Origin of the sequence: Bacillus sp. GbtcB14 (genome assembly GCF_019091205.1) — a bacterium.
In the GTDB taxonomy this organism is placed as follows: Bacteria; Bacillota; Bacilli; order Bacillales; family Bacillaceae_G; genus Bacillus_A; species Bacillus_A cereus_AG.
Genome location: NZ_JAGXJT010000002.1, coordinates 25,515 through 47,917, shown reverse-complemented (window position 1 = coordinate 47,917; position 22,403 = coordinate 25,515). Strand labels below are relative to the sequence as shown.

Here is a 22,403-nt window from a genome sequence, read left to right as displayed (position 1 = left end):
AAAATATGCAATATAAAGTAGGAGAATAGGAAGGAGTTTAAAGGGAGTTTCGTCGAAGTTTACACAATGTCGGCAATTGAGGGAAGCTGATATTATGTTAAGAAAATATGTAGTGAAGCGTTTATTTTATATAAAGGAGGGTTATTTGAGCGTATAGATAAGGGTTGGTCTTCGTTTTAAGTTCTGAATTTTCTGTTTTTGAAATTAATATTTAGCACTCATTTGTATATTTTATAATAGTTTTTTGATAAAATCACTGCTTTCGCAGAGGGTTCTTTTTTATGAAAGAAACGTCAATTTTCTTCATATATATATACAAATTGGAGAAATGGGGGAGCGCTATGCGCGATTACTTAATTAAACCACTTGTTGGTCAGCCGTATCCAATGATTTCACATGGAAAAGGTGTGTATTTGTATGATCAAAACGGAAATAAATATTTTGATGGCTCGTCAGGGGCAATTACGGCAGGTATTGGGCATGGCGTAAAGGAGATTGCAGATGTTATAAAAAAGCAAGCAGAGGAGATTGCTTTCGTTTATAGATCACAGTTTACGAGTGAACCAGCTGAAAAATTAGCGAAGAAATTAAGCGATTTAAGTGTAGGAGATTTGAACTGGAGCTTTTTTGTGAATAGTGGTACGGAAGCAAATGAAACAGCTATGAAAATTGCAATCCAGCATTTTCAAGAGCGAGGTATTCAAGGGAAGCATAAAATTTTGTCACGATGGATGAGTTATCACGGTATTACGATGGGAGCCTTATCAATGTCTGGGCATCCACTGCGCAGACAACGTTTCGTGTCAATTTTAGAAGATTATCCAACTATTCCAGCTCCATATTGTTTTAGATGTCCGGTGCAAAAGGTATATCCAACTTGTCAGCTTGCTTGTGCAACTGAACTAGAAAGGTCAATTGAAAGAATTGGTGCAGAACATATCGCAGCTTTTATCGCTGAACCGATTATCGGGGCAGCTGGAGGCGCAGTCGTTCCGCCGAAAGAATATTATAAAGTCATTAAAGATATTTGTAGTCATTACGATATTTTATTTATTGCTGATGAAGTAATGACAGGGCTTGGGCGTACTGGGGCATGGTTTGCGATGGAGCATTGGGGGGTAGAACCGGATATTATGACTCTTGGTAAAGGTTTAGGAGCTGGATATACACCGATGGCAGCGACGATTGTAAGTGACCGTGTTATGGAGCCGATATTACGTGGGTCGCGTTCTGTAATGAGTGGGCATACGTTAAGTGCAAATCCATTATCTGCAGCAACAGCTCTAGCTGTGATTGAATATATGGAGAAACATAATCTACCTGAAAAAACAGCAGAAAAGGGAGAGTATTTAATAAAAGGACTACAGAAAGTTCAGCAACAATCGACAATCATTGCTGATGTGCGCGGAAAAGGGTTGCTGATCGGAGTAGAATTGCAACCGTTTACAAAAGCGTCAGAACTTATTTCGGTTGCAGCTAAAAATGGTCTTCTTTTATACCAAGCTGTTTCAGGGCAAGCAGGAAAAGAAGATAGTGCACTGCTTGTGGCACCGCCAATGACAACTACATATTCCGAGTTAGATGAATTACTTTCAATCTTTGCAAAAAGTGTAGAAGAAATGATGCAAAAAGGAGGGCATAGTATCGCATGACAACTATTACGAATACATTCGGTAAATTAAAAGAGATAGAGGAAGTAATTTCTTTGTTCCACGATGATATGACATTAATGTTTGGAGGATTTGGAGGGATTGGATCCCCTCCAACTTTAATACAGGCGATTTTAGAAAAAGGAGTTACAAATTTAAATTTAATAGGAAATGACACGGGATTTCCTGATGTAGGAATCGGTCGTCTTGTTACGAATGAAAGAGTAAAATCATTAATTACTTCACATATTGGTTCAAATCCAAATGCAGGAAGACAGCTAAACGAAGGAAGGTTACAAATCGAGTTTTCTCCTCAAGGAACATTAGCAGAGCGTATTCGCGCTGGTGGTGTAGGACTTGGAGGCGTATTAGTTGATGTAGGTGTTGATACGATTGTAGAAGAGGGAAAGCGTACAGTTGAAATGAATGGTAAGACGTATTTAGTTGAAACAGCATTAACTGCTGAGGTTGCGATTGTATATGCGAAAAAAGCGGATCCATTTGGTAATCTTGTGTTTGATAAAAGCGCTCGTAACATGAATCCTCACGTAGCTATGGCAGGGAATATAACGATTGTAGAAGCCGAAGAAATCGTCCCACTTGGGAGTTTAGATCCAGAAGAAATTGTTGTCCCAGGAGTATTTGTAAATTATATCGTACCGTCGGAAGGAGTGAATTGGAAATGGGTATGGGCGTAGAAGTGAGAGATAAGATTGCTAGGCGCGCGGCGAAAGAAATACAAAATGGTATGATTGTAAATTTAGGTATTGGTATACCATCGCTTGTACCGAATCATCTTCCTGACGATATAAACGTTATGTTTCATGCGGAAAATGGAATTGTAGGTATGGGACCTACGCCAAGAAAAGGGAATGAAGACGAAAATTTATGTAACGCAGCAGGTTTACCGACTTCTCTTATTACAGGAGCGAGTTATTTTGATAGTTGCACAGCGTTTGGAATGATTCGAAAAGGTTTATTAGACATAACGATTCTTGGTTCATTACAAGTAAGTGAGAATGGTGATTTAGCGAACTGGATTGTACCAGGAAAACGAGTTCCAGGAATTGGGGGAGCGATGGATTTGGCACAAAAAGCGAAGCGTGTCGTTGTTGTGATGAATCATGTCGATAAATACGGAAATGCAAAAATTGTTTCGGAGTGTACATTACCATTAACTTCAAAGAAATGTGTAGATTTAATTATTACGGATATGGCAGTTATGGAAGTGACGCAGGGTGGACTCGTTTTACAAGAATTAATGAGCCCATACACAGTGGAAGATATAAAACAACATACAGAAGCTGATTTTAAAATTGGCTCTAACTTACTAGTAATCGAATGAGGGGAGATGGAATATATGGAGCAATTAAAAAAGAAAATTTGTGATTATATCGAGAGCCATGAAGAGGAAAGCGTAAAATTTTTAAAACGATTAATTCAAGAAAAAAGCGTATCTGGTGATGAAAGTGGTGCGCAGGCAATTGTGATTGAAAAATTACGTGAGCTAGGTTTAGATCTTGATATTTGGGAACCTTCATTTTCTAAAATGAAAGATCATCCTTATTTTGTATCACCGCGTACAAGTTTTTCAGATAGCCCGAACATAGTGGCAACTTTAAAAGGAAGTGGCGACGGGAAATCTATGATACTAAACGGGCATATTGATGTCGTACCAGAAGGAGATGTGAATCAGTGGGACCATCACCCTTATAGCGGTGAGCAAATAGGGAATCGTATATATGGTCGTGGAACAACGGATATGAAAGGCGGCAATGTCGCACTAATGCTTGCGATGGAAGCCATTATTGAATCTGGTATTGAATTAAAAGGAGATATTTATTTTCAAAGTGTAATTGAAGAAGAAAGCGGCGGGGCAGGAACATTAGCGACTATATTACGAGGATATAAAGCAGATGGTGTCATTATTCCAGAACCGACAAATATGAAGTTTTTCCCGAAACAACAAGGGTCCATGTGGTTTCGTCTACATGTGAAAGGAAAAGCAGCACACGGTGGTACACGTTATGAAGGAGTAAGTGCAATTGAAAAAAGCATGTTTGTTGTAGATCATTTGAGAAAATTGGAAGAGAAGAGAAATGACCGAATTACAGACCCGTTATTTAAAGGAATCCCGATTCCAATTCCAATTAATATTGGGAAAATTGAAGGCGGGAGCTGGCCAAGTTCTGTTCCTGATTCGTTAATTTTAGAAGGAAGATGTGGTATTGCGCCGAATGAGACTATAGAGGCAGCAAAAGAAGAGTTCGAAAATTGGATCGCTGAATTAAATAATGTGGACAATTGGTTTGTTGAAAATCCCGTAGAAGTAGAATGGTTTGGAGCGAGATGGGTTCCTGGTGAACTAGAAGAAAATCATGAGTTAATCACAACACTCGAGCATAACTTTGTTGAAATCGAAGGGAACGAACCAATTATTGAAGCATCTCCTTGGGGGACTGATGGAGGTTTATTTACACAAATCGCAGGTGTACCAACGATAGTATTTGGTCCAGGAGAGACAAAAGTAGCACATTATCCAAACGAATATATAGAAGTTGATAAAATGATAGCTGCCGCAAAAATTATTGCATGCACATTACTAGATTGGTGTGAGGTGAAAAAATGAAATACTATGAATCTTTTAGAGAACAGACGAATGGCTATACAGTAGAAGGCGTTTTAGATTATTTTAATAAACGTATTCGAGTAGACCACTACACAGGGAATATTGAGAGGATTATCCAAACAATTGACGAATTAGCAGAGAAACATTCTTTCACTAAATGTATTATTAAAGGAAAGGGAGAGCATGTTTCTACATGGCTCTCTTTCGGTTTTTTATTTGAAGCAACAATACCGCATTATTTTCAAGGTCACGATGCATACTTCTTCGTGAAATTTATTAATGATGAAAGACGAAATAGTATTCATTGGACTGAGGAAGATACTATTTTAAGCGGTGTTAAAGCAAAAGAAGTAAAGGGAAACATAGTCCCAGAGAAATTTCTATTAAGAAAAGCGACAGAAGAGGATGCGGAAGAATTAGCAGCTGTCTTTGGAAAAGTATTTGAAGTGTATCCGACACCTTTAAACGAAGCGAGTTATGTAAAACAAACGATGAAGGAAGACGATACAATATACTATGTGTACGAATTCGAGGGGAAAATAATTAGTACAGCATCTGCAGAAATGAATATAAAAGAAGGAAATGCAGAATTAACGAATTGTGCTACTTTACCCGAATATCGTAAGCATGGGTTTATGAAAAGTTTACTAATTAAGTTAGAAGAAGAACTGCAAGAAAAATCGATTTTCTGCTCCTATACAATTGCTCGATCGCTTTCTTTCGGAATGAATGCGGTCTTTCATCAGTTAGGTTATACGTATACAGGAAGACTGGCGAACAATTGCTACATTTTCGATAAGTTGGAAGATATGAATATATGGGTGAAAGATTTGTCTAAATAGTACAGTATAAAAATAGAACGGAATCGTCATGCTTATAATCGCACATAGGTATGCCGGAAATCCGGCATATGATTGCTGGATTTTCGGCAAAAGGGGGGATGACATTGCTAGCAGTTTCGACACAAGAAGTCATTGAAGCGATTTTGGGCAGTATTGATGAGGCTATACACGCAGTAGATGAAAATGGTATTTCAATTTTCTATAATACTGTAGCTGCAAAACACGATGGATCAAAAATTGAAAAAGTGTTAGGTAAACATTTGTTAGAAGCGTTTCCCTCTTTATCTAGGGAAACAAGTACGTTAATGAAAGTGTTAGATACAAAAAAACCAATTGTTCATCAAGTTCAGCATTATCAAAATTTAAATGGGGAAGACATTTGTACAGTAAATACGACGTTACCTATTTTTATAGATGGAAATATTGCTGGAGCTGTTGAAATTGCAAAAGATTATTCCACAGTTCAAAAACTTACGGATACAATTGTAGATTTGCAGTCAAAAATAAAGCGGTCATCTAGAAAAAAAGCAATCAAAAAGCATGTTGCATTTGAGACGATCGTGACGGATGACGCTCGGTTTAAACAGACGAAAGAATTAGCACAAAAAGTAGCGCCAACTGATGCAAATGTTTTAATATATGGGGAAACAGGGACAGGGAAAGAGTTATTTGTACAAGCGATTCATGAAGCTTCTAAACGGAAGAACAAGCCATTTATTGCACAAAACTGCGCAGCTTTGCCAGAGTCGCTATTAGAAAGTTTATTGTTCGGAACGACGAAAGGTAGCTATACTGGGGCAATTGAACGAGCGGGATTATTTGAACTTGTAGATGGTGGGACATTGTTTTTAGACGAACTGAATTCAATGCCTCTCGATTTACAAGCGAAAATGCTACGTGTATTAGAAGATGGTGTTATTCGTCGAATTGGTGATAATAAGACGAGAAAAGTAGATGTTCGCGTTATTACCGCAATGAATCAGCCACCAGAAGTATGTTTAAGAGAGAATAAAATTCGTACTGATTTATATTATCGATTAAATGTCTTTTCATTATATATTCCGCCGCTACGTGAAAGAACTGAGGATGTCTTATTATTAGCGTCTTATTTTTTGAACGAATATAATAAAAGTTATAAAAAAGGTGTACTTCAAATGGATAAGGAAGCGAAAGAAAGACTACAAGCTTATCAATGGCCTGGCAATGTTCGGGAGCTAAAACATACGATTGAACATGCCGTCATTATTGCAGAAGGGGATACACTAACAGCCGATTGTTTACCGCGTACATTTCGGAAAGAGAAGCTGCCAAAGAAGAAGAGCATATTGCCACTTAGAGAAGCACTTCATCAAACGGAAAAGGAATTAATAGATCAAGCGTTAATTGAAACGGAAGGGAATATATTACAAGCTGCAAAAATGTTAGGTATCCCTCGCCAAACGCTGCAATATAAACTGAGTAAGTACGACAAAACCGCCGAATAATTGGCGGTTTTTGTGTGTTTGCACCAATAAAAGAGCGTTTACATATATAAAAAGTAATGAATATGATAGTATGTATGGATTTCATACAGTGCTTACAAATATTTTTTCGTTTATGTAATAGCGTTCTCCGTACATTTACTTATCAATAATGTAAAGTTGGCATAACTATTGCTTATATAAAGGATGAGCGTATAAAAAGGGGGAATAGCAATGTTACATGATGTATACAAACCAAATCGTCACTGGAAGGATATCGAATTATGGAAAGATGTTACTGAAGAGCAATGGAATGATTGGGTTTGGCAATTAACGAATACGATCAAAACGTTAGATGACTTAAAGAAAGTGATTAACTTAACACCTGAAGAAGAAGAGGGCGTTAAAATTTCAACGAAAACGATCCCGTTAAACATTACACCGTACTATGCTTGGCTAATGAATCCTGATGATCCACGCTGTCCGATTCGGATGCAATCTGTACCGATCTCGGAAGAGTTATATAAAACAAAATATGATTTAGAAGATCCGCTTCATGAAGATGAAGATTCACCAGTTCCAGGGCTAACGCATCGTTATCCAGACCGTGTATTATTCTTAGTAACGAATCAATGTTCTATGTATTGTCGTTACTGTACACGCCGTCGTTTTAGTGGACAAATTGGAATGGGTGTGCCGAAGAAACAATTAGATGATGCAATTGGTTACATTCGTGATACACCACAAGTACGAGATGTATTAATTTCTGGTGGTGACGGTCTTCTTATTAACGATAAAATTTTAGAATATGTATTAAAAAATTTACGAGAGATTCCGCATGTCGAGATTATTCGTATCGGAACAAGAGCGCCGGTAGTATTCCCGCAGCGTATTACAGAAAACTTATGTAACATTATTAAAAAATACCATCCAGTATGGCTGAATACACATTTCAATACTTCTATTGAAATTACAGAAGAGTCGAAAAAAGCATGTGAAATGCTAGCGAATGCTGGTGTTCCGATCGGAAACCAAGCAGTAATTTTAGCTGGTATTAACGACAGCGTTCCAATTATGAAAAAACTGATGCATGACTTAGTAAAAATCCGTGTACGTCCATACTACATTTATCAATGTGACTTATCTGAAGGTATTGGTCATTTCCGTGCACCAGTATCTAAAGGCCTTGAAATTATTGAAGGTTTACGCGGTCATACATCTGGTTATGCGGTTCCAACATTCGTTGTTGATGCACCAGGAGGCGGCGGCAAAATTGCGCTTCAACCAAACTATTTAATTTCGCAAAGTGCAGATAAAGTTGTGCTTCGTAACTTTGAAGGTGTTATTACAACGTATCCAGAGCCAGAGAGCTATATTCCAGGAAGAGCGGAAGGGTACTTTAAAGAAATCTATCCAAACTACGAAGAAAAACGTTCAGATGTTGGTATCGCAGGTCTTATGAGCGATAAGAAATTTAACCTTGTTCCAGACGACTTACAGCGTATGAGCCGTCGTAAAGACTATGAAGATAATGACACTCATGCATCACTAAAAGATAAACGTGATAAGCGCGATCAACTTAAAGATAAAAAGTATCAATCGCAAATGGCTAAATTAGAGGAAAATGACAAAAAAAATGAGGGTGATGCAGTATGAATTGTATGTGGTGTGACAGTACAGAAGCGAAAGAAAGCTTGAATACTGTATATTGGGAATTACCAGATGGTACGAAAGCCATTGAAATCCAAGAGACACCATGCATTTCTTGTTCCTCATGTGGTATGGACTATCAAGCAGATCAAACAGTGAAAGAAATAGAAGATCAATTGTTTCTAATTTATACGAAAGATTTACCAAAACAACTAACATATGAAGAATTAATGGGAAGACCACGTCTATTAAAAAGAAATTATTTCGATTTTTAACCAGCTTTTATGCTGGTTTTTTTCTTTTTTGCCTTGTATAATGTATCCAAGTTAGAAAGGTAGGGAATATTTTTGAAAAAGACATTTTACCACTATATGATGAAGCATCGTGCAGCTTTATTTAGAAATGAAATTTCAGATTTAGCAGAGGCGATGTATGATGATTTAAGTTTTCCGAAGCAATCTGAAGACTATGATGAAATTAGTTCATACTTAGAATTGAGCGGAATGCTAGAAAGTATGTCTATATTTGATGAAGCTTGGGATTTATACATACAAGAGAGATGAAAACTATATGAATTTTTGGAAGTGAAGCTAGTCTATTTGCTAGCTTTTTTACGTTGTAAATAAATTTTTTATATAGTGATATTTTTTATTGAAAAAATTTATGAATATACGCTTCTGTGATAAGCGTTTTTAAGTAGGTTGCATATACTGTTATCAAAATCACGACGTCAAAAAAAGGAGAGATATAGATGGCAAGAAAAAAGCAACCTAAATATAACGTAGGGGACATAGTCGTGATTACGCTATATGGAACCGTTGGGAAAATCACAAATATGAAGGTTTTGGATGGAGTTTACGTATACGAAGTCAATAATCACGATGGGTTTTACGTAGAGCAAACATTGCAGCACGTTTCAGAGCAAGATATGAAAAAAGGTGAAACTGAGTGGATTGAATTAAACTATAATTTTACTTTTGGTGATCTCGTGCAAGTAACAGGATATGATAAAGATGTTTTTCGAATTGTTGGTTTTCGTACAGAAGTATGGAGATATAAAAATGACGCATGGGAAGATACAATATACGAATTGTCACGAATTACGGACGGTGAATGGTTAGAAGCAGATGAATCAGATTTAACGTTACTTGCCAATGCTCAAACGGCAAATGCAATTTTGAAAAAAATGAAACAAGACAAAGCTGGTATGAATAAATTAGATTTAGGAAAATTAAAGTCAATTAACAACTCAAAAAAAGTGAGTGTTAAGACAAATCGTCAAGAAATCATTGATGGATTACTTGATATTTATAACGATTATCAATTGTTATTTGATACATTTAAAGATGAAGAATACAAAATTGTTATGGATGTTGTTCATAATTATTTAGTTAAATTGACAGAGAAAAAATAGTTAACTAGAAAGAGAGAACGAATTGAACAACAACATATGCAGTATAAGGTATGCCTACAATTATTAAAAAAATAAAAAGCCATTTGATAAGAGAGTCTGCCCATTGATCTTCATGCATGAACTCTTCTTTTGTTTGCCCAACTTCTTGTTCTACCTCATATTGGTATTCCATAATTAAATCCCCCTTTTTGATAGCTTGTACTACCATCGTATGCGTCTTGTCCAAAGGATATGACCTATAAAAAAAGAAAAACTATTTTTCTAATCTCATATACATATTTTTGAGATTTTTTCATAAAACAGAAATAAAGGAGTGATGCTCATGAAGGAAATTGAAGTCGTAATTGATACGGAAGAGATTGCGGAGTTTTTTTATGAGCAACTAATTGAAAGAGGATACGTCCCAAAACGAGAAGAAATTGAAGATCTCGCAGATATTACATTCGAGTATTTATTAGAGAAATGTATGATTGATGAAGTTTTTGATGAAGAGGATGAGTGAAAGTAACGACGGGCTTAACTCGTCGTTTTTTACTCTTTACAAACTTGTCACAAATATAGTCGGAAATAGTTGGTATAATTAAAAGAAAATTTTACTCAAGAGGTGAAGGGATGTTCAAAAAAATTATTGATTCTTTATTAGGTAGGAAAAAATATCGTTCGTATTCGAGTAGTGATTATCGCCATAGAGGGCGCTCTTATTCAAGTAGTGACTATAAGCGACGTTCATCTGGTTATGGACACCAACATTATAAAAGAAAACGTAAAAGCCGCAGCTTCTTTTCAAGTAGCTGATGAAATGGCGTCGTATACTAGCTTTATTTGATAGACCACTGCGAAAAAATACAATCGTTGCAGAACGTTATAAAATTGAATCAGTAATTGGAATGGGCAGTTATGGGGTTACATATGTCGTTAATGATTTACAAATAAATAGATATAAAGTCTTAAAGCAATTAAGGCAGAGTAAACAAAGGTATGAGTCTGGTAGAAAATCATTTGAACAAGAGAAAATGATTTTACAAACATTAAATCATCATGCAATTCCTAGTTTATATGATCATTTCGTATGGGAGAAAAAAAGCTTTTTTGTGATGAAATATATGCCTGGTAAAAATTTCGAAGATTATATTTTCCTAGATAGGTATGTATATACAGAACGTGAAGTTTTTAAAATTTTATACGAAATATTAGAGATTGTATCGGTGTTTCATAGTAAAGGTATCATTCACCGAGATTTACGTATTCCGAATATATTAATGAAAGAAAATCAAATTAGTATCATTGATTTTGGATTAGCTAAATTGAAGGGTGAGAGTGATGAACGAGCTACAACTTATGAAGGTGAACAAGCTTTGATGCGAGAAGTTCACTTTCGTAGCGATTTTTATGCGCTTGGTCATTTCTCGTTATTTTTATTATATGCAGGCTATGAATCTAATGAAAAACATGAAAAACCATGGTATGAAGAATTAACTTTGGAAAAGTATAACCGTGAAATGCTTATGCGAATGTTACAAATAAAAACGCCGTACTATGAGAATGTACAAGATTTAAAAAAAGATGTAGCTTTTGTTTTAGAAAGGATGGAGGTTCCATGTTTCAAAAGTTTTTAGCAAGCGTTGGTATTGGTAATGCAAAAGTGGATACAGTTCTTGAAAAAGATGAGTATATTGTTGGAGAAGAGATACTAGGGAAGGTTCATATAACTGGTGGTTCAGTTAGCCAACAAATTGAAAGCATTTACTTAACGTTATCAACATCATATGTACGAGAAGTGGATGATAAAAAAGTAACAGCAACATATGATTTAGAGCGAGTTCGTTTAACAGAACCTTTTTCTGTTGAGCCGAATGAAAAAAAAGAAATTCCATTTTCATTTATAATGCCAGTTGAAACGCCGCTTACACTTGGAATGAAAACAGTTTGGGTGCATACAGGCCTTGATATTAAACGCAGTATAGATCCAAGTGATCGTGATTACATTCAAGTGTTGCCAAATGTATTATTAAATAGTGTGTTAGAGAGTGTAAATCAATTAGGTTTTAAAGTGCGTCATATAGAATGTGAAGAATTACCGTATCGATTACGTAAGCAAGTTCCATTTGCACAAGAGTTTGAGTTTGTGCCTGTTTCCGGAGAGTATTATGGGAAATTAGATGAACTAGAATTATTAATCTTGCCAAGCGCTTACGATCGCTTAGAGATTATTATGGAAGTAGACAGAAAATCTCGTGGATTAGCAGGTTTATTTGCAGAAGCGCTTGATCTTGACGAGAAAGTGATTCGCTTTACAGTAACGAATGAAGATATTCCAGCGATGAAAGAAAAAATTAACAATTATATTTTTTAATAAACTATGCATAAAAAAGAAATGGAGAGGAAAACTAAAACAACCGCTCCATTTTTTTGCATAGTGAGGTTATGTATGTGAAACGATATCGACATTTATACTTGTTAAGTTTTACGCTACTCATTTGTTTTGTCGTATTATCACTTTCGTATCATACCGCTTGTATTGAGAAATTTGACAATATAGTCGCGCATTTTATTCAAAGTTTTCGAAACGATTACTTGACAGCCTACTTTACTTGGGTGTCTTTTATCGGTTCCAAAAGAATATACTTTCCTTTACTCATTATTCTTGTAATGTATTTTCTCGTTAGAAAAAAGTTGCTTAGTGCATTACTTCTAACAATTAATTATTATGGATCTCGTTATTTAAACAGTATGCTTAAACTATGGTACGAACGAGCAAGACCTGATGTAACGCAGCTTGTTACGGCAACTGGATATAGTTTTCCGAGCGGTCATACGATGAATGCTACTGCTTTTTTAGGATTTATTGCATACGTCACCATTACTGAAGAACGAATTACATTGCATAAAAAATTGTTGATTATTTTTATAGCGAGCTTTGTTGTATTATCTATTTCAGTTAGCCGAATATATCTTGGCGTGCACTATCCATCAGACATATTAGCAGGATGGGCAGCTGGGGGTAGCTGGCTCGTTTTATGTGTTATATTTCATAAAACGTTCATTAAAAAAGAACCTATGTCATAATAGGTTCTTTTTCCATTGGTTCAACATGAATGTGTGCATGGTAAATGCCAAACTTTTTCCGAAGCATAGCCTCGATGTTGTCAGTAATACAATGACTTTCACCAACATCCATACGAGCATCTACCTCGATTGTAATATCAACGTACGTTTGATTCCCATACATACGAGCGCGAATATCTACGATGTTTTCCACGCCACCAATATGTTCAATAGCATCAGCGTACTCTTCCATCTTATCTGGATCGATTCCATCCGTTAACATATGAGAAGCTTCTACGAAAATCTCCCATGCAGTTTTACAAATAATAAGGCCGACAATTAAAGCGGCAATAGGATCTAAAATGGGCATTTGGAACTGCGAACCGACAATACCTACTACTGTACCGATACTCACGAGAGCATCTGATAAATTATCCTTCGCAGCGGCTTCTAATGATTTACTATTTGTGCGTGCTGCAATCTTTTTCGTATACAAATACACAAAATACATAACGCCAGCAGAAAATAAGGCTACCCATGCAGCAAGTACATTAGGCGCTGCTTGTTTCGGATTAAAAAAAGATTGAATGGCACTAATAACAACTTCTAAACCGACCGTTGCCATAATAAAAGAAGCAACAAGTGATGCAATTTGTTCTGCGCGCGAATGCCCATAAGGATGATCTGGGTCACGAGGTTTACGAGAGATTTTTAGACCAATTAATATCGCTAAAGAAGCACCGATATCCGTTAAGTTATTTAAACCGTCAGCACGTAATGCGCTAGAGAGGGTAATATAACTGATGATGATTTTCATAGAGGATAAAAATATGTAGGCCATAATGCTGACAATTGCACCTTTATCAGCTTCTTTATGAGAAAGAGTATCCATTTTAATCACTCACCTTTCTACAAGGAATTTCTTTCTATAAATAGAGTACCAAACGAAACTCGTGTGGGTCTATACAAACATTGTTGACGTTTTTTAGCTTTTTAAGAAGGGGATAACAAAGTTTCGCTAAGGAAAAATATGTTGTAAAGTGCAAAGTTAGAGTATAAACGCGATTTGGATCGAGGGGATAGGGGAAGGGATACATTTATTATGATGAATCCGTATACTACACAACTGAAAGATGATTGGGCAAAATAAAAACCCTCTAGAAAATATTTTTCAGAGGGTTTTCATCCTAGTATGCTTCTAAAAACTCAGTAACTTGCTCTTCAGTTTTTGCGTTAGCACTATGTAAGTGGCCTAGCTTCTCGCCATTTTGATATACAAGTAAACTTGGAATACCCATTACTTGATACTCTTCAGCGATACTTGGGAACTCATCTTTATTAATAGAATACCATTCAAACTTATTGAACTCTTCCATCACATCTCCGATAAAGTTGTCCATACGAACACAATCTGGGCACCATGTAGTAAAGAACTTAACAACTACTGGCTCCTCGCTTGCGATGATGTCTTTGAATTCCTGTTCAGATTTGATTTCTTTCATGTTTTGTTTCTCCTTTTTCACTATTCATATTTTTGGTTGTTTAGTTGGTGTATTTGCTATGAAACGAAAACTTCTGACGAAAGTTTTCTTTCCAAATAATTCGTTTGCAAATTGATTCACCGCAGTTTCTTGAAGTTCTGGTATAACATGTGAGTAGATATCCAGTGTGATTCTACTCTTTTATGTCCTAGTCGTTCATTTGCTATTTTCAGATATGCATCTTAAATCTAGAAATGAGTATTAGGAACCTCACTTTTCTTTATAAGCTTTTTCGTGAGCTGTGTCAAACTTCTGAAATTGTAAGGTTACTATTATAAGTGGGGGAAATTAAATTGTATTCATGATAGCCATTGCTATCACGTTCTTTTCCACAAATATTTTTATGAGATGTTTTATGAAGCACCTGTAATGTAATGTCGGATAAAGCAAGCAATCTTTTTCCGGTACTTAGAGAAGGAAAACGGTGGATGATCATTACTTATAAATGGGGTGAGTGAATTGAACAACAAGCAGGGAATTCCAAAAATGATGTAGGGGATACATGTATGAATTTAGAGGAATCGTTATAAGAACTTGTTCGTGAAGTTGTAAGAGAAGCGCGGCTAACAAGAGGGGGAATTGCTGTCCTGTATAGAGCGAAAGAAATCGTAAGAACATCTTAGGAGTTATTCAGCGGTTAATAAGTGAGGAGGGAATTATAGATGTGGTAGAAGGAGATCATTATATTATTCTTTCAGAGGGAGAATTAGGATGTTGAAATGGGAAAAGAAACTGTTTTCAAAAAACGCCCACCCTGCATTGTTTGTGAGAAACAATGCAGGATGGGCTTCACTTAAAAGAAACGAATTGGATTTGTGAAAATTGTGCCCGAATTACGCAAGAACAAGATATTGAAATAGATAGCTATACCCTTTTACACCTTATTCCATAAATAACAAAGCTGGTGAGCTTCTGATTCAAGAGCTATTAAATGATCATTATTAATAGAGTTATTCGTATACATTCTATTCTTTTGGATGTTAAGGACCGTATAATTCACATTGTTATATTCATTGGAAAATGTTGATTCATTTAATAATGTCAGTGTGGAGTTGATGTTATATTTATCAATTCGCTCTTTTTTTCCTTTGAAAAACAGTTTAATAAGATGCGGCTCATCATTAATGAGTAAACCGAGTTCAGGTGATGAGCGGACGATTAAATGATCTGATAACCAATGTGATTTACCTGGATCAAACCAAGAGACGTCTTTGTTTTTAATGAATTTTTTGTACTGCTTTATAACATCAATATAGTTTTGTTTTTTCTTCTGGTCAACAGTTTGTACTAATGTTTCAAAACATTCAAAAGGTAGTTCGTTTTTATGAAATTTAATAACAGTTTCTCGTAATTGTTTCCAGTAATCAAAAACTGGGTGATATTCAGGTTGAGATTTTAGATTCTTTACAAAATTTGTTTTTGCTGCACTACTTTTCAGTGTGAAGTCTAAAAATTGTGTAAGTCCCACCTTAATTTCCGCCATGTTACACCCCCTTTCCAAACATTACTAATTCGATATTGAAAAGGGAAATCCTGCATTTTTAAGGAGGTGAACTAGATGCTAGATGATGAAGAGCTGAAGGAACAAGAACGGCTCTTTTGTTTATATTACGTGAAATACTTTAAAGGGAAACAAGCTGTACGGGAAGCTGGGTATGTAAAAAGAGGCATGCATAGTACGAGTAGCCGATTTCATAGAAGAGAACGTGTAGCATTGTAAATCCGAGAATTGAAAGGTGAAATGGTTGAAAATATATTTTTGGAAGTGATGAGTGGGTTGAATGAGTAAATCAATATTGTTTTTGCTAATACGAAAAAAGGTCCTGTTGTTTCCAACAGGACCTTTCCTAAAATGGCAAAGAGTAACTCTTACCTTACTCTTCTCGTATATAATACCTGAAAAAGATAGATGTATATACAACAAGACATTCCGATATAATTATTTGAATATAGTGTTTAAAAATAAAAAGGTGGGATTTAAAATAAGGAATTAAATTACAAATGTTGATTTATCAATTGGTTTGAATGTTTTTCTGTTAACTTGTAGTAAATAAAGTGATATTGAGATAATAAGATATGTAATTTTACATACCGGATTGTAAAAGCTGAATAAGGGTGTAAATGACCTAAATGATACGGAAGTTAAGGGAGAGTAATACTAAAATTTCCGTTTATCTGTTTACTGGATGAAATAAATTCATTTGAATAGAAGCGAAAAATAGAGGTTTGCCTTAGACATTTATGAAGGTTAAGAATATTTATAACGAAAGGAGTAAATACACAGGTCTGATTTTTGTAATGATGGAGGGAATTGTTGTGGACATAACTCAAAGTATGGCACGAATAGTGGTTAATGGGAAGGATCTTCCGTTTCGTTCAGTTCGAACTTCTGTATGGAATCAAGGACCTGTAAATGATTTAATTGTTTCAACAAACCTGAGAATCGAGGAGCTTTATCAGTTTATGTGGTCACAAGTGCCAGTAATGCTTGCGATGTATTTTCTTCAGGGTGCGGACTTAATGAGGTTTGCTAGAATTACTGGGATTAATCAAAGTGTAACGGGAGAATATATTTATCATTTCTCTTGGGGATAAAACGAATGTAAAGTAGCTTAACAGTTTTTAATAAATGAAATAGAAATGAGTGGGGAGAATGTTTTATTCATATTTTGCTTCTCAAGCTGGTATGCGACCAGCGTATGGTACATCTATAACGTATAGCGGAGCACAAAGTACAGTTCAAGCTGTTCAACAAGCGTTACAAATGCAACAACAAATGCAAATGCAGCAACAAGGTATTCAACCGTATTATTCATCTATGGAGTATTTTTATCCAATGCAAACAATTACACCATATGGAAGTTCTTTTCTTACGATTCCATATGGAACTGTATTTAATCTATAAAGAAAAATTTTTATTAGTTGGGAGCGGGTTCCAAATCGATTATTAGCTCTTACCAATCGGGCAGCAAGGCTCCCACCTAACTTTCGCGTATGTGCCGAGTTTTGAGGTGTGAGTCTTATTGCTTACAAATGGCGGGCACAATTGAGGGGGATGAAATTGTGTTTATGTAAGCGTCAAATAGTCCCCACATATAATTTGTAAATAATCCATGAGACAATCTTCGTACATACTACAAGTGGCGTTTTTTTGTGAGAAGACACCGATTAAAGAAAGAATGGGAATTACCGTATCATGATAAATGATGGTTAGTGGCTTTGTATGAAAGGGGATACATGAACATTTACTTACACGAACCAGGTCGATATGCAGCAACGAAATCCTATCTGTGGTTATATTGTATAGGGCTATTTTCCTATGACTATCAGCTTACAAGAATAGGAGAAGATCCGAACTGTCTTTTAACTGGTTTTGAAGGATATTTACAGACATAACATCACATATTTTGTTTATAATTGTAAATAGTTATTAAAATGTATAAATTTTTTTTATAAATAAAAAAGGAAAAATAATGCAACTTTTTAATTTGTTTATTCGTGTTATATATGAAAGGAGGAGGGGAATGGAGATTGAAGAAATATATAAAGTTTATATAAACGATGTGTACCGGTATTTATTTTCCCTTTCTCGTAGCCATCATGTAGCGGAGGACTTGATGCAGGAGACTTTTTATCGTGCGTATCTTTATTTGGAAGACTATGAAAACCAAAAGGTAAAATCATGGCTTTTTAAAGTGGCATATCATACGTTTATTGACTTTGTTAGGAAAGAGAAAAAAGTAACCTTTGTAGGAACGGAAGAATTAGAGACAATACAGGCAGGGGAATCTACAGAAGAGTATGTAGTCGCAAAAAATAGTTATGAAAAATTAATTCAGATTATTCATACTTTACCAGTGGTAGAGGCACAAGCTATTTTATTATGTGACGTACATCAATTAACGTACGAAGAGGGTGCTACTGTATTAGATTTAAAGGTAAATACTTATAAAAGTCACATATTTCGCGGGAGAAAGAGATTAAAAAAAATGTTAAAGGAGGAAAAGAGTCAAAATGACAAATGATAAACCTCATTCTGAACAAGATGATTATAAAGAATTGTTACAAGAAGCTCTTCATCAAAGACCAGCCTCTCTTCCTGATGGAAAACAGGAGCAAGTGTTGAAAATAGGTAAAAAAAGAGCGCGCATTACGAATGTTTTGATTGTATTTACTTTTTTATTACTTATTCAACCTATTTTATATATATCTACACTTTTATATTATACATTGGCACCTACAAACGCGATGGAGATACGGAATGTAGTAAATCAAACGTTAAGTGTAACAGAACCAAATGTATTTATGAAAGAAAGGGACATGGAGCAAACATTGTTACCGCTTAGTTTACAATTGCATTTTGATTTGTATAAAAGGGTAGGAAAGAAAGATATTCGAATAGGAGAAGAGAAAACAGATTATTTATTAAGTAAAGCCACGAAAGTAAGCCGTGAATATACAACAGATGAAAAAATTCCAGAAATCCCGTATATAGATAACGAAGTATTGTCTCATCCTAATAATTATAATGCGACCTATAATAGTGGCGAAGAAGCACAGATATTAAAGGGTCTTCCGCAAGAATCTGTTGTAGAAGCATTTGTATCTTTTAGGGAATTATTAAGTGTACAAGAGGTAACGGATATGTTTCCTACTATTGATATCGTTTGGTATGCAGTTAATACCGGATTAGAGGAGAAGCAAAAGAATGATGAGGGTATGTATGTTGCCCCGATTGGCTTTCCAGCAGATATGATTTCAAGTCCAAGTGGTGCTTTTTTAAGTGATTCACCCCATGAGGAACAATTTATTGATGTTTTAAAGTCATTACAGAAGCATGAAAATTTAGCAGTGAAACTATCTAGAGCGAAAGTATTAGAGTTGTCAAAGCGCATTTCTTTCCTTGAAAAAAATGGGGTAAAAACATATGGGGCAGTTGTAACTGGACCTAAAGTAGAAGTTGAAAAAATGATGAGTCACGAAAAAGTTAGAAAATTGAAAGTAGGTGAAGCGAGGTTATGGAATTGGCATTCTTAAAAAAAAGAAAGAATCATATGTATAAACAGGAAACCTGGATGGGGACTATTTCATTAATTATTGCCTTTTTAGCGCTATTGTATTTGAACATTATATTGCTTATTCAAGAAACATTTATAGGTAAAGGTTTTCTGCAAATAGTTGGGATTGGAGTGGTGTGCTCAGTCTTAGGTATGATCACAAAAAGCAAAAGTCGAAAATATGCATTGTGGGCATGTAGTTTATTTGTTTTTATACTACTGTTTGCTGTATTTGGATTTATGTTAGGTTGGATGATAAGCTTTGGGCCATAAATATGTGGGAAAGAGCGAATGTAGATTCGCTCTTTTTTTATGTATTGAAAGTAAAATAGATAAGAGAAGAATCTATCAACTTTTAATGGAGTGTACTATACATCTAGGTTGTGTTTTTATTGATATGTTTTCCCCTTATGTGTATATAAATAGGCGACAAGTATAGGGCTAAAGCAATAACTCGTCCAAACATTGAGAATCTCTCTTACATAATATGTAGTAATAAGCATGAAAGGGGAACTAGTATGTCTTGCTATAACTACTGTAAGTATTGTAAAGAGTATAAAAAGAAACAGCATGACTGTTGTAAGAACACGAGTAAGTGTAATGACAACAAGGATAAGCTTGTTAGGGCATCAGCATTTAGGGCTAGAAATACGGTGGATCAAACGGTTCCTGCCAATACTTTTGTAAAGGTATTGTTCCAAGATGAACAATTTGATTTAGCAAATGAGTATAATCCAGCAACGTCTATCTTTATTCCGAAGACTAGAGGGGTTTACTCTATTATTGGAACGATTGGTTTTTTTCCAAATGATTTTAACTTAAATTATAGAGCTCGTGTAGAAATTCGTGTGAATGGAAACGCAGCAATAGCTATAGATAATGACTTTTTTGGTCCAATAAGTTTTGGAAATGTAGTAAGTGTTTCGACGATCGTTCAATTGGATGAAGGAGACCAAGTTGAGGTTTATGCACAAAGTAGCATAGATGGAGTTTTAAGTTCTTCGGAAGATGGCTCACATTTTGAAGCTGCAAGATTCCCTTCTCCAATTAAATAAATTTGGTAAACTATGAATATATGGAAGCTAAAGGATAATCCTCACCAAAATGGTGGGGATATTTTATTCTATTGAAAATAGGAATAGTTTGTCCAAACTATTCTTATCCAAGTTACATAGTATGTAATAATAAGTTTAAAGGGGGACTTACTACGTCTTATTATTACTGTAAGTATTGTAAGGATTATAAAAAGAAAAGTCATGATTGCTTTAGAAAAAATAGTCAATGTGATAGAAAGTATGTAAAAGTGAAATGTTGTGAGGATAAGAAAGAAAAGCTTGTTAGGGCGTCTGCATTTAGAGCTGTTAATACAATGAATCAACCTGTTCCGGAAAATACTTCTGTTAAAGTATTGTTCCAAGCCGAACAGTTTGATTTAGCGAATGAATATAATCCAGTAACATCTATTTTTATTCCGAAGACTAAAGGAGTATATAGTGTATTAGGGAATATAACGTTCTCTCCAAATGATTTTAATGTAAATTACAGAGCTCGAGTAGAAATTCGTGTGAATGGAAATCCAGCAATAGCAATAGATAATGATTTCTTTGGGACTGGGGTATTTTTTAATAATGATGTTTCAGTAACTTCTATTCTTCAATTAGAAGCAGGGGATTCAGTTGAAATTTTTGCTGAGAGTAGTGTTGCTGGAGTGATTGTTCAAAATGTTAATGGTTTAAATACGGTTCACTTTGAAGCTGCAAGATTTCCGTCTCCAATTAAATAACGAAGACAATAAAGTACTTTTCAGTAGGTTTAGTTAATCCCCTTCACCAAATGGTGGGGGATTGTTATTGCTTTTCTAAAATATATAAGTAAATAGGTTAAATGTAGTTTATTTCAGGAGCATTTCGCATGCTAGGATGTAATGATGAAAGTGAAAATAAAAACAGCAATGAGGTATAACATATAAAATAAAAGATAAAGTTTCAAAATTATTTTTTGTAGTTTTTGAGATTGAAAGGGCTATTTGATCTTCTACAGATAATAAAAAGAGTACAACGAAAATAAGTAATATGGTGGTGAAAGTTCTTTAGCATCACATTTGCTAGTTGTTTTACGGGCTTTTTCTTTGCTATATAAAAATTACATATTTAACATAGGTATATGTAGGTATTGCTAATGTATGGAAAGGAATAACATTAAGGTGATTACACTATATAAAAATAAAATAAATACTAAGATGAGTAGTATGGGATGCAACTTGAACATATTTGACCTCCTTGAGTATATAAAGAATTTTAATGCATATTTGGTCAATTTAGAAGGGGAATATATGAATGAATGATGATTGAATCGATACACTAATTTAACAGAATAGTGAACGTATAATAAATAAGGGAGCATTGCTGAATACACATTGATTAGGTTGTGTATAAGTACCAGAGGGGTTTACCACTCATGAAATATAAAAGTAAACAGGTTTATGTGCACAGAATGAGAGATAAATAAAAAAAGAGCATACATAAAAAGTACGCTCTAAAGAAAGATAGGTTTTATGAGTGGATAATCTCCATACGATAATATATGCTCGGTTAATAAAAACGTGTGAAAAATCAATAGATTATCAATGGAATATCATGAAATGAGTAATTTTAGTCTATTACCGAGGTCGTCTAATTAACCAAATTGTAAGGATTGTAAATAGAACAGATTAACAACTGGATAATGATCGCACTTCAATTTCGTATTTCTTATAGTCTGGATATTGCGTAATAGTATGACACTTAGTTGTGGAAAGTTGATTAATTATAGAAACATTTGTAATTACCTCGTTACAAGGACCGAAAAATGTAACTTTTAGTTTTGAATTTGGTGGAACTTTGAACACGATAGGTTTTTTTTCCATAAAATCAGCTCCTAATATGCAGTATCGTATACTGCGTTTTTTCGTTCAGATGATAAAGACGTATTAATATAATATGAAATTTTAGTTGAGTTGATAATGATATGGAATTTTATGGTGTGGTAAAAATGTGGAAATACAGTAGAAGCTGAGAATGTTCTATAAATGTTTAATCGATATAATAGGTAAAAGTGAAAAATAAGTAATTTATCTA

The 22,403-nt window shown here is 34.9% G+C and carries 28 protein-coding genes and 2 pseudogenes; 24 read left to right on the top strand and 6 right to left on the bottom strand.

Features of this window, described 5'->3' with window-relative positions:
- Positions 1-341 precede the first annotated feature (341 nt).
- The 10 genes from KVT31_RS05250 (at position 342) to KVT31_RS05205 (ending at position 9,644) form a co-directional block, all read left to right on the top strand.
- Entirely contained in the window at positions 342-1,652 is a 1,311-nt protein-coding gene (locus KVT31_RS05250; RefSeq protein WP_001205889.1) for an aspartate aminotransferase family protein, read from the top strand.
- Positions 1,649-2,347, top strand: coding sequence for an acetate CoA-transferase subunit alpha (gene atoD / locus KVT31_RS05245; RefSeq protein WP_088096320.1), 699 nt, complete (start codon positions 1,649-1,651; stop codon positions 2,345-2,347). Before KVT31_RS05250 ends, atoD begins: the two co-directional genes overlap by 4 nt.
- A complete protein-coding gene (locus KVT31_RS05240) occupies positions 2,332-2,994 on the top strand; it encodes a CoA transferase subunit B (RefSeq protein ID WP_000525267.1) in 663 nt (220 codons plus the stop codon). Before atoD ends, KVT31_RS05240 begins: the two co-directional genes overlap by 16 nt.
- A gap of 15 nt (positions 2,995-3,009) precedes the next feature.
- The gene (locus KVT31_RS05235) at positions 3,010-4,278 is read left to right on the top strand and encodes a peptidase (RefSeq protein WP_088096321.1); all 1,269 of its coding nucleotides are present in this window, start codon (positions 3,010-3,012) and stop codon (positions 4,276-4,278) included.
- Positions 4,275-5,120 carry a putative beta-lysine N-acetyltransferase gene (gene ablB / locus KVT31_RS05230; RefSeq protein ID WP_088096322.1) on the top strand — a complete coding sequence of 282 codons (846 nt, stop codon included), beginning with the start codon at positions 4,275-4,277 and terminating at the stop codon, positions 5,118-5,120. Before KVT31_RS05235 ends, ablB begins: the two co-directional genes overlap by 4 nt.
- A 98-nt stretch (positions 5,121-5,218) precedes the next feature.
- Positions 5,219-6,604, top strand: a complete 1,386-nt coding sequence (rocR, locus tag KVT31_RS05225) for an arginine utilization transcriptional regulator RocR (protein WP_088096362.1) — start codon at positions 5,219-5,221, stop codon at positions 6,602-6,604.
- 210 nt (positions 6,605-6,814) lie between these two features.
- On the top strand, positions 6,815-8,236 hold the full coding sequence (gene kamA / locus KVT31_RS05220; RefSeq protein ID WP_088096323.1) for a lysine 2,3-aminomutase: 1,422 nt from the start codon (positions 6,815-6,817) through the stop codon (positions 8,234-8,236).
- Entirely contained in the window at positions 8,233-8,505 is a 273-nt protein-coding gene (locus tag KVT31_RS05215; protein ID WP_000995761.1) for a YokU family protein, read from the top strand. The genes kamA and KVT31_RS05215 overlap by 4 nt, the downstream gene beginning before the upstream one ends.
- Positions 8,506-8,577: 72 nt before the next feature.
- Positions 8,578-8,793, top strand: a complete 216-nt coding sequence (locus tag KVT31_RS05210) for a YozE family protein (protein ID WP_002171816.1) — start codon at positions 8,578-8,580, stop codon at positions 8,791-8,793.
- Positions 8,794-8,981: 188 nt separating this feature from the next.
- On the top strand, positions 8,982-9,644 hold the full coding sequence (locus tag KVT31_RS05205; protein ID WP_000101496.1) for a hypothetical protein: 663 nt from the start codon (positions 8,982-8,984) through the stop codon (positions 9,642-9,644).
- 4 nt (positions 9,645-9,648) lie between these two features.
- Here the strand turns inward: KVT31_RS05205 and KVT31_RS05200 are convergent, their stop codons facing one another.
- A complete protein-coding gene (locus KVT31_RS05200) occupies positions 9,649-9,816 on the bottom strand; it encodes a DUF3930 family protein (protein WP_088096324.1) in 168 nt (55 codons plus the stop codon).
- 150 nt (positions 9,817-9,966) lie between these two features.
- Between KVT31_RS05200 and KVT31_RS05195 the strand changes: the two genes are divergently transcribed.
- The 5 genes from KVT31_RS05195 to KVT31_RS05175 all read left to right on the top strand — a co-directional run bounded on the left by KVT31_RS05195 (position 9,967) and on the right by KVT31_RS05175 (position 12,710).
- Positions 9,967-10,146, top strand: coding sequence for a YozD family protein (locus KVT31_RS05195; protein WP_000658451.1), 180 nt, complete (start codon positions 9,967-9,969; stop codon positions 10,144-10,146).
- A gap of 110 nt (positions 10,147-10,256) precedes the next feature.
- Positions 10,257-10,439, top strand: coding sequence for a hypothetical protein (locus tag KVT31_RS05190; RefSeq protein ID WP_000473374.1), 183 nt, complete (start codon positions 10,257-10,259; stop codon positions 10,437-10,439).
- Positions 10,439-11,260 carry a serine/threonine protein kinase gene (locus KVT31_RS05185; RefSeq protein ID WP_088096325.1) on the top strand — a complete coding sequence of 274 codons (822 nt, stop codon included), beginning with the start codon at positions 10,439-10,441 and terminating at the stop codon, positions 11,258-11,260. Before KVT31_RS05190 ends, KVT31_RS05185 begins: the two co-directional genes overlap by 1 nt.
- Positions 11,242-11,997: a sporulation protein gene (locus KVT31_RS05180; protein WP_088096326.1), complete on the top strand. Its 756-nt coding sequence runs from the start codon at positions 11,242-11,244 to the stop codon at positions 11,995-11,997. The genes KVT31_RS05185 and KVT31_RS05180 overlap by 19 nt, the downstream gene beginning before the upstream one ends.
- Before the next feature lie 77 nt (positions 11,998-12,074).
- Entirely contained in the window at positions 12,075-12,710 is a 636-nt protein-coding gene (locus tag KVT31_RS05175) for a phosphatase PAP2 family protein (RefSeq protein WP_000833365.1), read from the top strand.
- Here the strand turns inward: KVT31_RS05175 and KVT31_RS05170 are convergent.
- The 4 genes and pseudogenes from KVT31_RS05170 to KVT31_RS05160 all read right to left on the bottom strand — a co-directional run bounded on the left by KVT31_RS05170 (position 12,700) and on the right by KVT31_RS05160 (position 15,713).
- Complete coding sequence (locus KVT31_RS05170; RefSeq protein ID WP_140392448.1) at positions 12,700-13,581, bottom strand: cation diffusion facilitator family transporter; 882 nt, start codon at positions 13,579-13,581, stop codon at positions 12,700-12,702. The genes KVT31_RS05175 and KVT31_RS05170 overlap by 11 nt on opposite strands.
- A gap of 295 nt (positions 13,582-13,876) precedes the next feature.
- Positions 13,877-14,191 carry a thioredoxin family protein gene (locus KVT31_RS05165; protein WP_000658777.1) on the bottom strand — a complete coding sequence of 105 codons (315 nt, stop codon included), beginning with the start codon at positions 14,189-14,191 and terminating at the stop codon, positions 13,877-13,879.
- A 24-nt stretch (positions 14,192-14,215) separates the two neighbouring features.
- A pseudogene (locus tag KVT31_RS30180) lies at positions 14,216-14,624 on the bottom strand (site-specific integrase).
- A 480-nt stretch (positions 14,625-15,104) separates the two neighbouring features.
- The gene (locus tag KVT31_RS05160) at positions 15,105-15,713 is read right to left on the bottom strand and encodes a hypothetical protein (protein ID WP_088096328.1); all 609 of its coding nucleotides are present in this window, start codon (positions 15,711-15,713) and stop codon (positions 15,105-15,107) included.
- Positions 15,714-15,788: 75 nt separating this feature from the next.
- Between KVT31_RS05160 and KVT31_RS05155 the strand changes: the two are divergent.
- The 9 genes and pseudogenes from KVT31_RS05155 to KVT31_RS05115 all read left to right on the top strand — a co-directional run.
- Positions 15,789-16,016: pseudogene (locus KVT31_RS05155) on the top strand (terminase small subunit); the annotation flags it as partial.
- Between the two features lie 455 nt (positions 16,017-16,471).
- The gene (locus tag KVT31_RS05150; RefSeq protein WP_088096329.1) at positions 16,472-16,825 is read left to right on the top strand and encodes a hypothetical protein; all 354 of its coding nucleotides are present in this window, start codon (positions 16,472-16,474) and stop codon (positions 16,823-16,825) included.
- A gap of 58 nt (positions 16,826-16,883) precedes the next feature.
- On the top strand, positions 16,884-17,135 hold the full coding sequence (locus KVT31_RS05145; protein WP_088096330.1) for a DUF3947 family protein: 252 nt from the start codon (positions 16,884-16,886) through the stop codon (positions 17,133-17,135).
- Between the two features lie 332 nt (positions 17,136-17,467).
- Positions 17,468-17,626, top strand: a complete 159-nt coding sequence (locus KVT31_RS05140) for a transposase (RefSeq protein WP_140392449.1) — start codon at positions 17,468-17,470, stop codon at positions 17,624-17,626.
- A 128-nt stretch (positions 17,627-17,754) separates the two neighbouring features.
- Positions 17,755-18,255, top strand: a complete 501-nt coding sequence (locus tag KVT31_RS05135; protein ID WP_088096331.1) for a sigma-70 family RNA polymerase sigma factor — start codon at positions 17,755-17,757, stop codon at positions 18,253-18,255.
- Entirely contained in the window at positions 18,245-19,267 is a 1,023-nt protein-coding gene (locus KVT31_RS05130; protein ID WP_088096332.1) for an anti-sigma factor, read from the top strand. Before KVT31_RS05135 ends, KVT31_RS05130 begins: the two co-directional genes overlap by 11 nt.
- A complete protein-coding gene (locus tag KVT31_RS05125; RefSeq protein ID WP_088096333.1) occupies positions 19,249-19,560 on the top strand; it encodes a hypothetical protein in 312 nt (103 codons plus the stop codon). Before KVT31_RS05130 ends, KVT31_RS05125 begins: the two co-directional genes overlap by 19 nt.
- Positions 19,561-19,805: 245 nt before the next feature.
- Positions 19,806-20,342 (top strand): C1q-like domain-containing protein, encoded by a 537-nt coding sequence (locus KVT31_RS05120; protein ID WP_088096335.1) that lies wholly within the window; start codon positions 19,806-19,808, stop codon positions 20,340-20,342.
- Between the two features lie 116 nt (positions 20,343-20,458).
- A complete protein-coding gene (locus KVT31_RS05115) occupies positions 20,459-21,070 on the top strand; it encodes a hypothetical protein (protein WP_088096363.1) in 612 nt (203 codons plus the stop codon).
- A 927-nt stretch (positions 21,071-21,997) separates the two neighbouring features.
- On the opposite strand, the gene KVT31_RS05110 is transcribed toward KVT31_RS05115, so the two are convergent.
- Positions 21,998-22,192, bottom strand: coding sequence for a hypothetical protein (locus KVT31_RS05110; RefSeq protein WP_088096336.1), 195 nt, complete (start codon positions 22,190-22,192; stop codon positions 21,998-22,000).
- Positions 22,193-22,403 lie beyond the last annotated feature (211 nt).

Excerpts from the sequence above, each read along its gene's own strand:
- KVT31_RS05250 (WP_001205889.1), top strand. The coding sequence starts at position 342 with ATGCGCGATTACTTAATTAAACCACTTGTTGGTCAGCCGTATCCAATG.
- atoD (WP_088096320.1), top strand. The coding sequence starts at position 1,649 with ATGACAACTATTACGAATACATTCGGTAAATTAAAAGAGATAGAGGAA.
- KVT31_RS05240 (WP_000525267.1), top strand. The coding sequence starts at position 2,332 with ATGGGTATGGGCGTAGAAGTGAGAGATAAGATTGCTAGGCGCGCGGCG.
- KVT31_RS05235 (WP_088096321.1), top strand. The coding sequence starts at position 3,010 with ATGGAGCAATTAAAAAAGAAAATTTGTGATTATATCGAGAGCCATGAA.
- ablB (WP_088096322.1), top strand. The coding sequence starts at position 4,275 with ATGAAATACTATGAATCTTTTAGAGAACAGACGAATGGCTATACAGTA.
- rocR (WP_088096362.1), top strand. The coding sequence starts at position 5,219 with ATGACATTGCTAGCAGTTTCGACACAAGAAGTCATTGAAGCGATTTTG.
- kamA (WP_088096323.1), top strand. The coding sequence starts at position 6,815 with ATGTTACATGATGTATACAAACCAAATCGTCACTGGAAGGATATCGAA.
- KVT31_RS05215 (WP_000995761.1), top strand. The coding sequence starts at position 8,233 with ATGAATTGTATGTGGTGTGACAGTACAGAAGCGAAAGAAAGCTTGAAT.
- KVT31_RS05205 (WP_000101496.1), top strand. The coding sequence starts at position 8,982 with ATGGCAAGAAAAAAGCAACCTAAATATAACGTAGGGGACATAGTCGTG.
- KVT31_RS05200 (WP_088096324.1), bottom strand. The coding sequence starts at position 9,816 with ATGGAATACCAATATGAGGTAGAACAAGAAGTTGGGCAAACAAAAGAA.
- KVT31_RS05195 (WP_000658451.1), top strand. The coding sequence starts at position 9,967 with ATGAAGGAAATTGAAGTCGTAATTGATACGGAAGAGATTGCGGAGTTT.
- KVT31_RS05190 (WP_000473374.1), top strand. The coding sequence starts at position 10,257 with ATGTTCAAAAAAATTATTGATTCTTTATTAGGTAGGAAAAAATATCGT.
- KVT31_RS05185 (WP_088096325.1), top strand. The coding sequence starts at position 10,439 with ATGAAATGGCGTCGTATACTAGCTTTATTTGATAGACCACTGCGAAAA.
- KVT31_RS05180 (WP_088096326.1), top strand. The coding sequence starts at position 11,242 with ATGTTTCAAAAGTTTTTAGCAAGCGTTGGTATTGGTAATGCAAAAGTG.
- KVT31_RS05170 (WP_140392448.1), bottom strand. The coding sequence starts at position 13,581 with ATGGATACTCTTTCTCATAAAGAAGCTGATAAAGGTGCAATTGTCAGC.
- KVT31_RS05165 (WP_000658777.1), bottom strand. The coding sequence starts at position 14,191 with ATGAAAGAAATCAAATCTGAACAGGAATTCAAAGACATCATCGCAAGC.
- KVT31_RS05160 (WP_088096328.1), bottom strand. The coding sequence starts at position 15,713 with ATGGCGGAAATTAAGGTGGGACTTACACAATTTTTAGACTTCACACTG.
- KVT31_RS05150 (WP_088096329.1), top strand. The coding sequence starts at position 16,472 with ATGAAGGTTAAGAATATTTATAACGAAAGGAGTAAATACACAGGTCTG.
- KVT31_RS05145 (WP_088096330.1), top strand. The coding sequence starts at position 16,884 with ATGTTTTATTCATATTTTGCTTCTCAAGCTGGTATGCGACCAGCGTAT.
- KVT31_RS05140 (WP_140392449.1), top strand. The coding sequence starts at position 17,468 with ATGAACATTTACTTACACGAACCAGGTCGATATGCAGCAACGAAATCC.
- KVT31_RS05135 (WP_088096331.1), top strand. The coding sequence starts at position 17,755 with ATGGAGATTGAAGAAATATATAAAGTTTATATAAACGATGTGTACCGG.
- KVT31_RS05130 (WP_088096332.1), top strand. The coding sequence starts at position 18,245 with ATGACAAATGATAAACCTCATTCTGAACAAGATGATTATAAAGAATTG.
- KVT31_RS05125 (WP_088096333.1), top strand. The coding sequence starts at position 19,249 with ATGGAATTGGCATTCTTAAAAAAAAGAAAGAATCATATGTATAAACAG.
- KVT31_RS05120 (WP_088096335.1), top strand. The coding sequence starts at position 19,806 with ATGTCTTGCTATAACTACTGTAAGTATTGTAAAGAGTATAAAAAGAAA.
- KVT31_RS05110 (WP_088096336.1), bottom strand. The coding sequence starts at position 22,192 with ATGGAAAAAAAACCTATCGTGTTCAAAGTTCCACCAAATTCAAAACTA.